We start from the raw sequence: 14,414 nt of genomic DNA, 5'->3' as shown, positions 1-14,414 counted from the left end.
CGCAATGTGCTGGCCATGTCGGGACGCGCCGTCGAGGCCGCGGGCGATGTGTCGACGCTGCTGCTCGACAAGACCGGCACCATCACCCTCGGCAATCGCCAGGCCACCGAGTTCGTGCCGGTCACCGGCACCACCGAGGCTGAAGTGGCCGATGCCGCCCAACTGTCCTCGCTGGCTGACGAGACGCCCGAGGGTCGCTCCATCGTCGTACTGGCGAAGGGGAAGTACGGGCTGCGCGAGCGCCACCAGGGCGAGCTCGTCGGGGCCGAGTGGATCGCCTTCACCGCCCAGACCCGTATGTCGGGTGTGGACGTCGACGGGCGCAAGATCCGCAAGGGTGCTGCCGGTTCGGTCATCGCCTGGGTCCAGGAGCAGGGCGGAGAGGTGTCCGAGGACGCCGATACCCTTGCCAACCGGATCTCCGAGGCGGGCGGAACCCCGCTGCTCGTAGCCGTCGAAGACGCGGACGGCGCTCGCGTGCTGGGTGTCATCCACCTCAAGGACGTCGTCAAGGAGGGCATGCGGGAGCGGTTCGACGAGCTGCGCCGCATGGGCATCAAGACCGTCATGATCACGGGTGACAACCCGCTGACCGCGAAGGCCATCGCCGAGGAGGCGGGGGTCGACGACTTCCTCGCCGAGGCCACGCCCGAGGACAAGATGGCCCTCATCAAGCGTGAGCAGGCGGGTGGCAAGCTCGTCGCGATGACCGGTGACGGCACGAACGATGCGCCGGCCTTGGCGCAGGCGGACGTGGGTGTCGCGATGAACACGGGTACGTCGGCCGCCAAGGAGGCCGGCAACATGGTGGACCTGGACTCCAACCCGACCAAGCTCATCGAGATCGTCGAGATCGGCAAGCAACTGCTCATCACTCGGGGCGCGCTGACGACGTTCTCGATCGCCAACGACGTCGCGAAGTACTTCGCGATCATCCCGGCGATGTTCGCGGTGGTCTACCCGGGCCTGGACAAGCTGAACATCATGCACCTGTCCTCCCCGCAGTCCGCGATCCTCTCCGCGGTCATCTTCAACGCGCTGATCATCATCGCGCTGGTGCCGCTGGCCCTGAAGGGCGTGCGCTACCGGCCGGTGAGCGCCGACAAGATGCTCCGCCGCAACCTCGGGATCTACGGACTCGGCGGGCTCGTCGCGCCCTTCATCGGCATCAAGATCATCGACCTGATCATCTCCCTCATCCCCGGAATCGGCTGATCGCCATGAACAACTCGGTAAATAACAATGTCCGGTTGCTCTGGGCCGGCCTGCGCGCCCTCCTTGTGCTCACCGTGGTGACGGGCGTGCTCTACCCGCTCGCCGTCACCGGCCTCGCCCAGGGCCTGTTCTCGGACAAGGCGAACGGCTCGGAGATCAATGCCAACGGCAAGGTCGTCGGCTCCTCGCTGATCGGCCAGTCCTACAACTTGCCGCTGAAGAAGGGCCAGGAGACTCCGGAGCCGGACCTCAAGTGGTTCCAGCCCCGCCCGTCCAACGGCCTCGGCGCCAACAGCGTCAACCCCCAGTACAAGCTGATCCTGTCCGGCGCGACCAACCGGTCCGGCGACAACAAGGACCTGATCGACTGGGTCACCGCCGCCAAGAAGGCCGTCATCAAGGACAACTCGGTGAACGGCTATACGGTCAAGTCGTCCGACGTCCCCGCCGACGCGGTGACATCTTCCGGCTCCGGCCTGGACCCGGACATCTCCCCCGAGTACGCCGACATCCAGGTGCACCGCATCGCCGAGAAGAACAACCTGTCCGTTGGTCAGGTGCAGAAGCTGGTCGACGAGCACACCGACGGCCGCACCCTCGGCTTCGTCGGCGAGTCCCGCGTCAACGTCCTCGAACTCAACATCGCGCTCAAGGGCCTCGTGGCGAAGAGCTGATGGCCTTACGCACACCATGCGGGAGTTGGCGGACGGGGCGGCACCCCCGATTCGGCAACTCCCGCAACTATGAGACCGGTTCCGCCGGCTCCGGCCCTTCGCACAACAGGAAAGGTGCACGCCGATGACCCGGGTACTGGTGGTGGAGGACGATCCTCAGCTCGTCCGGGCCCTCGTGATCAACCTGCAGGCCCGCCAGTACGGAGTGGACCCGGCGCCCGACGGCGCCACCGGCCTACGCCTCGCCGCCGCGCGCCAGCCTGATGTGGTCCTACTCGACCTGGGCTTGCCGGACATGGATGGAGTAAACGTCATCAAGACGCTGCGCGGCTGGACCCGCGTACCGATCCTGGTGCTGTCCGCCCGGCGGGCCTCCGACGAGAAGGTCGCCGCGCTCGACGCGGGCGCCGACGACTACGTCACCAAGCCGTTCACCATGGACGAACTGCTCGCCCGGCTGCGGGCCGCCGTCCGCCGCACGGAGACCGCGCCGCTCACCCCCGAAACCGTCCTCGTCGCGACGGACGACTTCACCATCGACCTGCTGGCCAAGAAGGCCACCCGAGGCGGACACGACGTACGCCTTACCCCGACCGAATGGCACCTGCTGGAGATCCTGGTCACCAACCCCGGGCGTCTCATCACGCAGAAACACCTGCTCCAGGAGGTGTGGGGCACCTCGCAGAGCAACAAGACCAACTATCTCCGCGTCTACATGGCCCAGCTGCGCCGCAAACTGGAAACGAACCCCGCTCACCCGCGCTACCTCATCACCGAGCCTGGCATGGGATACCGCTTCGAGAGCTGAAATGGGGCTTTCGAGACCGTTCCCAAGCCCCTAGCACCCCCCCACAGCGTCCGCCTGTAGAGACCAAGAGACGAGAAGATGGCACGCGGCAAGCTTCGTATATACCTCGGTGCGGCACCAGGCGTCGGCAAGACGTACGCGATGCTCTCCGAGGCACACCGCCGCGTCGAGCGCGGTACCGACTGTGTGGTCGCCTTCGTGGAGCACCACAACCGCCCGCGCACCGAGGTGATGCTGCACGGCCTGGAGCAGATCCCCCGCAAGGAGCTGGAATACCGGGGCACCGTCTTCACCGAGATGGACGTGGACGCGGTGCTCTCCCGGCACCCCCAGGTGGCCCTCGTCGACGAGCTGCCCCACACGAACATACCCGGCTCCCGCAACACCAAGCGCTGGCAGGACGTCGAGGAACTGCTGGCCGCCGGGATCGACGTGATCTCGACGGTCAACATTCAGCACCTGGAATCGCTCGGCGACGTCGTCGAGTCCATCACCGGCATCCGGCAGCAGGAGACCGTACCGGACGAGATCGTACGACGGGCCGAGCAGATCGAGCTGGTCGACATGTCACCTCCTGCCCTGCGCCGCCGCTTGGCGCACGGCAACATCTACAAGCCCGACAAGGTCGACGCCGCCCTGTCCAACTACTTCCGCCCGGGCAATCTGACCGCCCTGCGCGAGCTGGCGCTGCTGTGGGTGGCCGACCGGGTCGACGAATACCTGACCGAGTACCGCAGCGAGCACCGGGTCTCGAAGATCTGGGGCTCCCGTGAGCGGATCGTCGTCGGCCTCACCGGCGGTCCCGAGGGCCGCACGCTGATCCGCCGTGCCGTGCGGCTGGCGGAGAAGGGCGCGGGTGGCGAGGTGCTCGCCGTCTACATCGCCCGCAGCGACGGACTGACCCACGCCTCGCCCAAGGAACTGACCGTCCAGCGCACCCTCGTGGAGGAACTGGGCGGCACCTTCCACCACGTCATCGGGGACGACGTACCGACGGCGCTCCTGGACTTCGCCCGCGGCGTCAACGCCACCCAGATCGTCCTCGGCGTGTCCCGACGCAAGGGATGGCAGTACGTCTTCGGGCCGGGCGTCGGCGCGACGGTCGCGCGGGAGTCGGGGCCCGACCTCGACGTCCACCTCATCACCCACGACGAGGTGGGCAAGGGGCGCGGGCTGCCCGTGGCCCGGAGTGCGCGCCTGGGTCGTTCCCGGGTCATCTGGGGCTGGCTGGTCGGGGTGGCCGGCCCGGCGCTCACGACTCTGCTGCTCACCGGCGTTACGCCTGAAGTCGGCCTGGCCAACGACATGCTGCTGTTCCTGACGTTGACGGTGGCCGCGGCCCTGCTGGGCGGGCTCTACCCGGCGCTGGCATCGGCGGTGGTGGGCTCCCTGCTGCTGAACTGGTTCTTCACCCCGCCCGTCCACACCCTGACGATCGCCGACCCCAAGAACATCGTTGCCATCGCGATCTTCGTCGGCGTTGCCGTCTCGGTGGCTTCCGTGGTGGACCTCGCGGCCAGGCGCACGCATCAAGCGGCGCGGCTGCGTGCCGAGTCGGAGATCCTGTCCTTCCTGGCCGGCAGCGTGCTGCGTGGGGAAACGAGCCTGGAGGCACTGCTGGAGCGGGTCCGCGAGACCTTCGGCATGGAGTCGGTGGCGCTGCTGGAGCGGGAGAGCGACGTGGCCCCGTGGACCTGCGCCGGCAGTGTGGGGCCGCGCCCGCGTGTCGAGCGGCCCGAGGACGCGGACGTGGACATGCCGGTCGGCGACCGTATGGCCCTGGCCCTGTCGGGGCGGGTACTGCCGGCCGAGGACCAGCGGGTGTTGGCTGCGTTCGCCGCCCAGGCGGCGGTGGTCCTGGACCGCCGGCGGCTGAAGTCCGAGGCCGACCAGTCTCGCGCGCTGGCCGAAGGCAACCGCATCCGCACCGCGCTGCTGGCCGCGGTCAGCCACGATCTGCGTACCCCGCTGGCCGGGATCAAGGCCGCCGTGTCCTCGTTGCGGTCCGACGACGTGGCCTGGTCCGAGGAGGACCAGGCGGAGCTGCTGGAGGGCATTGAGGAGGGCGCCGACCGGCTGGACCACCTGGTGGGCAACCTGCTGGACATGTCCCGCCTTCAGACCGGCACCGTCACCCCGCTGATCCGCGAGATCGATCTCGACGAGGTGGTACCGATGGCGCTCGGCGGGGTTCCCGAGGACAGCGTGGAGCTGGAGATCCCGGAGAGCCTGCCGATGGTCGCTGTCGACCCCGGGCTGCTGGAGCAGTCGGTCGCCAACCTCGTCGAGAACGCGGTGAAATACAGCCCCTCCGACGAGCGGGTCCTGGTGTCCGCCAGTGCCATCGCCGACCGGGTGGAGGTGCGGGTGGTCGACCGCGGCCCTGGTGTCCCGGACGAGGCCAAGGAACGTATCTTCGCGCCTTTCCAGCGCTACGGTGACGCCCCCCGCGGGGCGGGCGTCGGCCTCGGCCTCGCGGTCGCCCGCGGCTTTGCCGAGGCCATGGGCGGCACATTGAACGCCGAGGACACCCCCGGCGGCGGACTCACCATGGTCCTCACCGTCCCGGCCGCGTCCGGCCTCCAGCCGGTCCGCCCCGACCTTCCGGCGGGTGCGACCTCCTGATCGGCCCTGGGTCCGGCCGTGCGAGCCGCGAGGTCCCGGCGGTGACCCGGCATGGGGATTCCCTGCCGAAGCTCGAGGCCTTGGCGCGTCCTTGACGCGCCTCGCGCGGTGGCCCGGCCACACTGGCCTCGAACAGCCCCCATCCCGCTGCACCCTGCACCGCGAGGTCCCCCATGGCGTACGGTCTAGCCCGCCGCGAACTGCGTCCGAGAGTTCCGCTGCGGCCAGGGGAAGGTGACCGGCACCACCTGACCAGTCTCGAGGGGCTTGCCGCGCTGTCCTTGGACGCGCTGAGTTCGGTCGCGTACGGTCCCGAGGCGATCGTGCTTGTCCTGATCGCGGCCGGGACGGGGGCGCTGACCGCCACGCTGCCGGTGACGCTGGTCATCGCCGCGCTGCTTGCGGTGCTGGTGGTCTCGTACGGCCAGGTGATCGCCGTGCATCCGGACGGCGGTGGCGCCTACGCGGTGGCGAAGAAGGACCTCGGCTCCAGGACCAGTCTGCTCGCAGCGGCCAGCCTCGTCGTCGACTATGTGCTGACCGTGACCGTCAGCCTTGCTGCCGGCGCCGCCAGCCTTGCCTCCGCCTTCCCCTGGTTCGGTGAGCATCTGCTCGCCGTCTGTCTCATCGGACTGGCCCTGCTCACCGCTGTGAATCTGCGGGGAGTTGCCGAGAGCGCCCGGGTGCTCATGCTGCCCACCGTGCTGTTCATCGTGAGCATCCTCGGCATCATCGTTCTGGGGCTGCTGCGCTCCCACCCCGCAGCGGTCGTCGGGAGCGCCGAACCCGTACATGCCACAGAGGCGTTGGGACTGCTGCTCCTGCTGAAGGCGTTCTCCTCGGGCTGCTCCGCGCTGACCGGAGTGGAGGCCATCGCCAACGGCGTACCCGCCTTCCGTACGCCGCGTGTCAAGCGGGCGCAGCGCACCGAGCTGATGCTGGGCGCGCTGCTGGGGCTGATGCTGATCGGCCTCGCGGTGCTGATCCGCCGCGACCATGTAGCCCCGCGCGAGGGTGTGACCGTCCTCGCACAGCTGACCGCCGGCTCGTACGGGACGGGCTGGGCGTACTACGCGACCAACCTCGTTGTCACCCTGGCCCTCCTCTTCGCCGCCAACACGAGTTTCGGCGGCCTGCCTGTCCTGATGAGCCTGCTGGCCAGGGACCACCGACTGCCCCATCTCTTCGGGTTGCGCACGGAACGCCCGGTGTACCGCTGGGGCGTGGTGGCGCTCGCCCTGCTCGCGTCGCTGCTACTCATCGCCGTGAACGCCGACACGCACCGGATGATCCCGCTGTTCGCGATCGGGGTGTTCATCGGCTTCACCATCAGCCAGATCGGGCTCGTCCGGCACTGGGCGGCGCAGCGGCCCCCCGGCTGGCTCCGGCGTGCGGTGCTCAACGGCGTCGGTGCGGTGCTGACCACCGTGGCATTGCTGGTTCTGCTGACCACCAAGTTCCTCGAAGGGGCCTGGGTGGTTGTCGTGGCCATTCCGCTGCTGATGCTGCTGTTCGCCCGCGTCCAGCGCTACTACACGGTGGTCGGCGCGGAACTCGGGCTCGGCGAGATCCCGCCGCCGGTGCGGCACACCGACTCCCTCGTCATCGTGCCGGTCGGCGAGGTCAGCAAACTCACCCAGCACGCGCTGTCGGCTGCCCGCGCCCTCGGCCACGACGTCGTTGCGGTCGCGGTGCATGGTGATCCCGCCAAGGCCCGTGCCCTGGAAGAGACGTGGGCCCGCTGGAATCCCGGCGTACGTCTGGACGTCATCGACAGCCCGCAGCGCTCGCTGGTGCAGCCCATCGTCGACTACGTCCAGCAGGCGGCGAAGGGAGGACGGCAGATCGCCGTCCTCATCCCCGAGGTGGAGCCCCTCCACCGCCGGTACCAGATCTTGCAGAACCAGCGCGGCCTCCTGCTGGCCGCCGCACTGAGGGCGCGCACCGATGTCGTTGTGTGCGTCGTGCCGTACCGGCTGAGCGTGTGACGGATCGCAGGCTCAGCCGGTACTCGGGCGGCTACAGCAGTCCGTCGGCGATGGTGCCGAGGGAGAGTGCCGGAAGGAAATTGAGCAGCGCCAGGATGACGGCCGCGGCGGTGGCCAGGACGACGAAGTTGACGCCCTGCGCGCGCAGCGTGCCGACCGTGACGACGCCGGGCTGTTGCTTGGCGAGGCGTCCGGCCAGGGCCAGGACACATGCCATCGGGAGGTAGCGGCCGGCCAGCATCGCGAACACCATCAGCAGGTTATGGAAATCGGTGGCACCGTTGAAGCCCGCCATCGCGCTGCCGTTGCTGTTGGTGTTGCTGGTGTACGCGTAGATGAGCTCGGTCAGGCCGTGCGCCCCTGGGTTGCCCATCGAGGTCTGGCCGTCGCCGAAGGCGATCGCGATACCCGCGCAGGCGAGGATCACCGTGGGCGCGATCAGCGCGTACACGACCACCCACCGCATCTCCCCGAAACCGATCCGCTTGCGCAGGTATTCGGGCGTGCGGCCGACCATCAGGCCGCCGATGAAGACGGCCACCAGGACCACCATGATCAGGCCGTAGAGGCCACTGCCGGTTCCGCCAGGGGCGATCTCGCCGAGCATCATCGCGGACAGCAGCACCCCGCCACCGAGGCTGGAGAAGCTGTCGTACGAGGAGTTGGCCGCGCCGTCCGCAGAGCCCGTGGCCCCCACGCCGAACAGTGTTGAGCCGGGGATGCCGAAGCGGGTCTCGGTGCCTTCGTACTGTCCGCCGACCGCCTGGGTGACCGTGCCGGTGTGGACGCTCTGCGCGAGCGTGCCCGCGGCGAGGAGCAGGCCGAAGAGGATTCCGACGACGGTGAGCAGGGTCCAGCTCTGCTTCAGGCTGCCGATCATCCGGCCGAACATGCGGATGCAGGCCGTCGGGATGAGCAGCATGAGCACGATCTCGAAGGCGTTGGTCCAGGCGCTCGGGTTCTCGAAGGGGTGGGCGCTGTTGGCGTTGAAGACGCCGCCGCCGTCGCCGGTGAACAGTTTGATCGGTTCCCAGGAGCCGACCGTTCCCTCGAGAATCGTCTGCTTGCCACCCGCGACCGTGGTGACGGTGTGTCCGGCACCGAGGCTCTGGATGACGCCGCCGGCCATCAGGATCAGACCGCCGACGACCGCCATCGGGACCAGGATCCGGAAAATCGTACGAAGCAGGTCGACCCAGAAGTTGCCGAGGTCGTCCGTGGACCGCCGGACCAGACCCCGGACCAGGACGAGAGCCACGCAGATGCCGACCGCCGCCGATGCGAACGCCTGTACGCCCAGGCCCGCCATGACGGCGAGATGCCCAGTGGTCGACTCGCCCGCGTAATTCTGCCAGCTGGTGTTGGTAGTGAAGGAGACCGCAGTGTGCAGCGCGAGCCGCCACGGCATGCCCTCGTGCCCCGTTGACCAGGGCAGCTTTCCCTGAAGGGTGAAGAGGGCGAAGAGCGCCGCGATGCTCATGACGGAGAAGGCGAGCAGAGCGGTGAGGTAGTGCCGCCAGGTCTGTTCCTTGTCCGGGTCGATGCCGCAGACGCGGTAGAGAGCCTTCTCGCCCCGCCAGTGCTTCCCGCCGTCCAGGACGCGGGCCATGTAGTCGCCGAGCGGGACGTGCAGCCCCACGACCACGGCGAGAATGATCGATGCCTGGATCCAGGCCGCCATGATCAGGCTCCCTGCTTCGGATAGGTACGGTCGAGCGCGATGTTCAGCTCGATGACATTGACGCCTGGCTCACCGAGCACACCGAGCGTGCGGCCGGTGGTGTACTTCGAGATCAGCTTGCGTACGTCGGTCACGCCCGCGCCACGCTCACGCGCGACGCGCGGCGCTTGAAGCTTCGCGTATGCCGGGCTGATGTGGGGGTCGAGACCGCTGCCGCTCGCGGTGACCGCGTCGGCGGGGACGACAGGGTTCGCCGGGGCGTCGCCGCGCACGGGGACGGTCACAGCATGGCTGTAGTCCGCGCCGGCCTTCGCGCATGTGACGCGAACTCCCTTGTAGGAGCTGAGAAATGGCTTCGCCGGGCAGGCCTGGTTGAGGCTGACGGCCTGGGTGGCACGTCCGCTCGTACCGCCGTCGTAGAAGACGCCGAGGACCGCACCCACGCCGTCGTCCGTGCAGTACGGGCGCGAGCCGTCGACACCTTCGAGGTCGCCGACCACCTTGCTGCGCCCGCACACCAGGGTGAGCAGGCTCGGCTTGTCCTTGGTGTCGACGACGGACTCGGGGCCCTGGTTGCCGGCGCCGGACGCCGTGGCGTCGTACCCCGTACCGGCGTTGGAGGGCCGGGACTGGAAGTACTTCTTGACGGGGTTGCCCTTGGCGTCGGTGAACGACTGGCCGATGAGTGAGGATCCGGCCGGCTTGCCGTCGGCGCCGGTCACCTCCGACGCGCCGTCGAGGCCTGGGACTTGGGCTGCCGCCACCATGGCCAGCGGGTAGGCCAGGCCGGTCAGCAGAGTCAGCACGAGGACCACCCGCAACGCTGCGATGTGCTGGGCGAGCCAGTGTGGGATGCGTGTCATGGTCAGATCCCCGGGATGAACTGGACGAGGGCGAAGTCGATGAACTTGATGGCCAGGAACGGGGCAATCACGCCGCCGAGTCCGTAGATCCAAAGGTTGCGGGTGAGCAGGGTGGAGGCGGAGGAAGGCCGGTAGCGCACACCGCGCAGGGCGAGCGGGATCAGCGCCACGATGACCACCGCGTTGAAGACGACCGCGGAGAGGATCGCGGACAGCGGCGAGTGCAGGTCCATGATGTTGAGCCGGTCGAGCCCCGGGTACACCGCGGCGAACATCGCGGGCAGGATCGCGAAGTACTTGGCGATGTCGTTGGCGATCGAAAACGTCGTCAACGCGCCCCGGGTGATGAGGAGTTGCTTGCCGATCTCGACGATCTCGATGATCTTCGTGGGGTCGGAGTCGAGGTCGACCATGTTGCCGGCCTCCTTGGCGGCCGACGTACCGGTGTTCATCGCCACGCCGACGTCTGCCTGCGCGAGTGCCGGGGCGTCGTTCGTACCGTCGCCCGTCATGGCGATGAGATGGCCGCCGGCCTGCTCGCGCTTGATCAGCTCCAGCTTGTCCTCGGGGGTCGCCTCGGCCAGGAAGTCGTCGACACCCGCCTCCTCGGCGATCGCCCGGGCTGTCACCGGGTTGTCACCGGTGATCATTACCGTGCGGATGCCCATGCGGCGCAGCTCGTCGAAGCGTTCGCGCAGGCCCGGCTTGACGACGTCCTTGAGGTGGACGACGCCGAGCACCTCGGCGGTGCCGTCACTCCTGACCTCCGCCACGGCCAGCGGCGTACCGCCGGACGCGGAGACATGATCCACGGTAGCCTCCAGCGCGATCGGTACCTTTCCGCCCTGCTCGCGCACCCATGCCGCGACCGACGCCGCGGCACCCTTGCGTAGCCGCTGGCCGCTGGGGAGGTCGACCCCGGACATGCGGGTGGCGGCGGTGAACGGCATCCACTCGGCGCCGTTCGCGGAACGGGTGTCCTCGACGACCGAGGGGTGCTCGGTGTGGACGTACTCGACGATCGACCGGCCCTCGGGCGTCTCGTCGGCCAGGCTGGAAAGGAGCGAGGCCTTCGCCAGCCGCTCCATGGAGACGGCCCCGACCGGCAGGAACGCGCTCGCCCGCCGGTTGCCGAAGGTGATCGTGCCGGTCTTGTCGAGCAGCAGGGTGTTGACGTCGCCCGCGGCCTCAACTGCCCGTCCGGACATGGCCAGCACGTTCCTCTGCACCAGCCGGTCCATGCCCGCGATGCCGATTGCCGAGAGCAGCGCACCGATGGTCGTCGGAATCAGACAGACCAGGAGCGAGACCAGCACGATGCCGGTGACACCGTCCGCGGTCAACGCCGCGGTGTCGTGCGCGGCGGCCATCGCGTCCTTGGAGAAGATCGCCATCGGCTGCAGGGTCACGACCGCGACCAGGAAAACGAAGGTCAGCATGACCAGCAGCAGGTTGAGCGCCAGCTCGTTGGGGGTCTTCTGCCGGTTGGCACCCTCGACCAGGGCGATCATCCGGTCCAGGAAGCTCTGTCCGGGCTCTTGGGTGATCCGTACGACCAGGTGGTCGGAGAGCACCCGGGTGCCGCCGGTGACAGCGCTGCGATCGCCTCCGGACTCGCGGATGACCGGCGCGGATTCACCGGTTATGGCTGACTCGTCGACGCTCGCGGCGCCCTCGATGACGTCGCCGTCACCGGGAATCAGGTCCCCGGCCGGTACGGACACGATGTCGCCGCGCCTGAGCTCGGAGGCGGCGACGGCCTCTTCGACGTACGAGTCCTCCGCCGCGCCGGGCTCCCAGCCCGCGAGCCGCCATGCGGTGGTCTGCTGCCGGGTCTTGCGCAAAGCGTCGGCCTGCGCCTTGCCGCGGCTCTCGGCCACGGCCTCGGCGAGGTTGGCGAAGACCACCGTCAGCCACAGCCAGGCGGTGATCAGCCAGCCGAAGAGACTGGGGTGGACGACCGCTATGCCGGTGGTGAGCGCGGCGCCGACCTCGGTGACGAACATGACCGGATTGCGGAACAGGGTCACCGGATTCAGCTTGCGGAGCGCCTGGGGGAGCGCGAGCCACAGCTGCTTGGGATCGAGCATTCCGGCACCGACCCGGCGCGGCCGTTCTTCGTGCGGAGGTGATGCGTCGTGGACGGGGGCGGGTTCGACCGCGGTGGGGGCGGACATCAGAACTTCTCCGGCTGGATCAGGGCAAGGATCAGATAGGCGAGCAGGGCGACGGCCACGACCAGGCCGACGGTGTTTTCGATGGTCATCGAGAACTCGTCCTCACACATGGGGGTATGCGAATAGGGGGTAATCGGTGTGTTTCGGGTCACCTGTGGCGTGCGCTGAGCGGCCTCCGCCGAGAGGGAGCTACGACGGAGGCCGGGAAAGGGGACCGGCGCTACAGGCCGACGTCCCTGCGGCTCATGTCGTCCAGCGATTCGCGGCGTACGAGCACGCGCGCGATGCCGTCGGACACCGCGACTACGGGCGGTCGGCCGACCATGTTGTAACCGGAGGCCATGGAGAGGTGATAGGCCCCGGCCGCCGGAACGGCGAGGAGGTCGCCGGGGCGTATGTCGCCCGGGAGCGCCACGTCGTCGGCGAGCACGTCGCCCGCCTCGCAGTGCCGGCCCACGACGGTGACGAGGTGCGGCGGCGCCGACGAGGGACGACCGATGAGCCGTGGCGCGTACCGCACGCCGTACAGCGCGGGCCGGGGGTTGTCGCTCATGCCGCCGTCGACGGCGACGAACGTGTGCTCGCCGGTGCGCTTGACGGCGAGCACACGGTAGACGGCGACTCCGGCCGGTCCGACGACTGCGCGGCCGGGCTCCAAGGTGAGCCGGGGCACGGGCAGCCCGGTGCGGGCGCAGCCGTCCTCCAGCTCGGCGCGGACCCGCCCGGCCAGCACGGCCACGTTCATGCTCTCCTCGCCGGGCCGGTAGGCGATGGCGTGGCCGCCGCCGATGTTCAGCTGGGGGAGGGAGATGCCGTGCTGGTCCCTGATCCGGGCCATGAGGCCGACCATGCGCCGCACGGCTACGACGTACGGCTTGACCGTGGCGATCTGCGAGCCGATGTGGCAGTGCAGGCCGACGAGTTCCAGGTGCGGCTCGTTGAGTATCCGGGTGACTGCGTGCTGCGCGGATCCGTCCGTGATCGACAGGCCGAACTTCTGGTCGTCGGTGCCGGTGCGGACCTTGACGTGCCCGCCGGCCGCGATGCCCGGGACCACCCGCACCATGACCTTCTGGCGGGTGTCGGCGGGGGTGATCGCGGCGAGGCGGGCGATCTCGGACGTGCTGTCCACGACGATGCGTCCGACACCGAGCCGAAGGGCGGTGCGCAGGTCCTCGGGGCTCTTGGCGTTGCCGTGCATCACGATCTTCTCAGGCGGGAAGCCGGTGGTGACGGCGAGCGCCAACTCCCCTGCGGAGCAGACGTCCAGGCCCAGGCCCTCTTCTTGCACCCAATGCACGAGCGCACGGCACAGGAAGGCCTTGGCGGCGTAGACGATGTCGGCTTCGGGGAACGCCGTGCGGTACGTACGAGAGCGCTCGCGGATCTCCTGTTCGTCCAGTACGTAGAGGGGGGTGCCGAAGCGGTCGGCCGCCTCGGCGAGGGAAACCCCGCCGACGGAGACGTGCCCGTCGGTCTCGGGGCGGGTGGAGCGAGGCCAGACGGACAGCCCGTCGGTGTCGCCGAGGATCCGGGACAAGGCTTGGGGATCCGAGGGCAGGGAGGCCGGGAGCGACGCCGGAAGCGTGGACGCAAGGGACGACGGAACGGACACTGACATGGCGACTCCTCAGCCGATCAGCAGGTTCAGACACGCGACGACAGCAGCGGCGCCAGTCACTGGCAGGGCACCGACGTGCTGGGGATGCCATTGACGCGAGGAGCTCGCGCGCTCGCTGTCGTTGGAGACCGAATGGGTGGCCGCGGGGGCGGAGAACTGCGGGTCGACGGTGAGGGCAGTAACCCCCAGGGGGGCGGCGAGAGCGCGCAGCGCGGGTTCGGAGAGCCTGATGCAGGCCTGGTCCGTGCCCAGAGTGGCGGTGAGCTTCGCCGCCGAGGTGAATCCGACGGCCGTGCGGCCACCCAGGGGGGTGCGGAACAACCGGGTCGTACAGCCCGAGGGCCCCGACCGGACAGGGACGTAGAGAAGTCCGGCCGGGAAGCGTTCTGAAGGCTCGGGGTCCTCAGGAAACTCGACTGGAGACATGGTGCTGCTCCTCGAAGAAGGCGACTGGCGCCGCCCGGTCTGACCGGCCGGGCGTTCGAGTGAAGCTATCCCCGCCCAACCGGGGGTGGGCCCCCTCGCTGACGGATGCTTGACGCGAAGCCCACTACCCGTAACGCGACGCTGACGGGCTCGACGATCCTGGTCAGCGTGACGTCAGGGTCTTCGAGTAGAACCCGCAGGGGCGGCCTCGCTCGCGTGATGGGATACACAGAGACGAAGTGCTAGTCCCATCCTCCGCACATGACCGGTTCGGATGAACTGATGATGTGGCCGGTACCTCGGCGGGATGTGGCTCGTTGGGTTCGACGTGCCGAT

At 68.8% G+C, this 14,414-nt stretch carries 11 protein-coding genes; 5 read left to right on the top strand and 6 right to left on the bottom strand.

Translation table 11 applies throughout. The features are described 5' to 3' along the window. From kdpB (ABZV38_RS36160) to ABZV38_RS36140, 5 genes are all read left to right on the top strand, one after another. A partial coding sequence (gene kdpB, locus ABZV38_RS36160) for a potassium-transporting ATPase subunit KdpB (RefSeq protein WP_356332688.1) occupies positions 1–1,215 on the top strand: 1,215 nt, incomplete at its 5' end. A gap of 5 nt (positions 1,216–1,220) precedes the next feature. Then, on the top strand, positions 1,221–1,889 hold the full coding sequence (locus ABZV38_RS36155; protein WP_356332687.1) for a potassium-transporting ATPase subunit C: 669 nt from the start codon (positions 1,221–1,223) through the stop codon (positions 1,887–1,889). Positions 1,890–2,013: 124 nt separating this feature from the next. After that, entirely contained in the window at positions 2,014–2,697 is a 684-nt protein-coding gene (locus tag ABZV38_RS36150; protein WP_356332686.1) for a response regulator, read from the top strand. A gap of 78 nt (positions 2,698–2,775) precedes the next feature. Beyond that, positions 2,776–5,322 (top strand): sensor histidine kinase KdpD, encoded by a 2,547-nt coding sequence (locus ABZV38_RS36145; RefSeq protein WP_356332685.1) that lies wholly within the window; start codon positions 2,776–2,778, stop codon positions 5,320–5,322. Between the two features lie 173 nt (positions 5,323–5,495). Further along, complete coding sequence (locus ABZV38_RS36140; protein WP_356332684.1) at positions 5,496–7,310, top strand: APC family permease; 1,815 nt, start codon at positions 5,496–5,498, stop codon at positions 7,308–7,310. A 31-nt stretch (positions 7,311–7,341) separates the two neighbouring features. Here the strand turns inward: ABZV38_RS36140 and kdpA are convergent, their stop codons facing one another. The 6 genes from kdpA to ABZV38_RS36110 form a co-directional block, all read right to left on the bottom strand. Further along, entirely contained in the window at positions 7,342–8,991 is a 1,650-nt protein-coding gene (gene kdpA / locus ABZV38_RS36135; protein WP_356332683.1) for a potassium-transporting ATPase subunit KdpA, read from the bottom strand. A gap of 2 nt (positions 8,992–8,993) precedes the next feature. Beyond that, positions 8,994–9,854, bottom strand: a complete 861-nt coding sequence (locus ABZV38_RS36130; RefSeq protein WP_356332682.1) for a potassium-transporting ATPase subunit C — start codon at positions 9,852–9,854, stop codon at positions 8,994–8,996. Between the two features lie 2 nt (positions 9,855–9,856). After that, on the bottom strand, positions 9,857–11,944 hold the full coding sequence (gene kdpB / locus ABZV38_RS36125; protein ID WP_356332689.1) for a potassium-transporting ATPase subunit KdpB: 2,088 nt from the start codon (positions 11,942–11,944) through the stop codon (positions 9,857–9,859). 86 nt (positions 11,945–12,030) lie between these two features. After that, the gene (gene kdpF, locus ABZV38_RS36120) at positions 12,031–12,120 is read right to left on the bottom strand and encodes a K(+)-transporting ATPase subunit F (protein WP_356332681.1); all 90 of its coding nucleotides are present in this window, start codon (positions 12,118–12,120) and stop codon (positions 12,031–12,033) included. 131 nt (positions 12,121–12,251) lie between these two features. Continuing rightward, positions 12,252–13,652, bottom strand: coding sequence for a diaminopimelate decarboxylase (gene lysA, locus ABZV38_RS36115; protein ID WP_356332680.1), 1,401 nt, complete (start codon positions 13,650–13,652; stop codon positions 12,252–12,254). 9 nt (positions 13,653–13,661) lie between these two features. Further along, the gene (locus ABZV38_RS36110; protein ID WP_356332679.1) at positions 13,662–14,078 is read right to left on the bottom strand and encodes an SAV_915 family protein; all 417 of its coding nucleotides are present in this window, start codon (positions 14,076–14,078) and stop codon (positions 13,662–13,664) included. Between the last annotated feature and the right edge of the window lie 336 nt (positions 14,079–14,414).

This window comes from Streptomyces sp. NPDC005181 (genome assembly GCF_040608395.1).
Lineage (GTDB): Bacteria > Actinomycetota > Actinomycetes > Streptomycetales > Streptomycetaceae > Streptomyces.
This window is presented reverse-complemented; position numbering and strand designations above follow the sequence as displayed.

Excerpts from the sequence above, each read along its gene's own strand:
- ABZV38_RS36145 (WP_356332685.1), top strand. The coding sequence starts at position 2,776 with ATGGCACGCGGCAAGCTTCGTATATACCTCGGTGCGGCACCAGGCGTC.
- kdpA (WP_356332683.1), bottom strand. The coding sequence starts at position 8,991 with ATGGCGGCCTGGATCCAGGCATCGATCATTCTCGCCGTGGTCGTGGGG.
- kdpB (WP_356332689.1), bottom strand. The coding sequence starts at position 11,944 with ATGCTCGATCCCAAGCAGCTGTGGCTCGCGCTCCCCCAGGCGCTCCGC.
- kdpF (WP_356332681.1), bottom strand. The coding sequence starts at position 12,120 with ATGACCATCGAAAACACCGTCGGCCTGGTCGTGGCCGTCGCCCTGCTC.
- ABZV38_RS36140 (WP_356332684.1), top strand. The coding sequence starts at position 5,496 with ATGGCGTACGGTCTAGCCCGCCGCGAACTGCGTCCGAGAGTTCCGCTG.
- ABZV38_RS36155 (WP_356332687.1), top strand. The coding sequence starts at position 1,221 with ATGAACAACTCGGTAAATAACAATGTCCGGTTGCTCTGGGCCGGCCTG.
- ABZV38_RS36130 (WP_356332682.1), bottom strand. The coding sequence starts at position 9,854 with ATGACACGCATCCCACACTGGCTCGCCCAGCACATCGCAGCGTTGCGG.
- ABZV38_RS36150 (WP_356332686.1), top strand. The coding sequence starts at position 2,014 with ATGACCCGGGTACTGGTGGTGGAGGACGATCCTCAGCTCGTCCGGGCC.
- lysA (WP_356332680.1), bottom strand. The coding sequence starts at position 13,652 with ATGTCAGTGTCCGTTCCGTCGTCCCTTGCGTCCACGCTTCCGGCGTCG.
- ABZV38_RS36110 (WP_356332679.1), bottom strand. The coding sequence starts at position 14,078 with ATGTCTCCAGTCGAGTTTCCTGAGGACCCCGAGCCTTCAGAACGCTTC.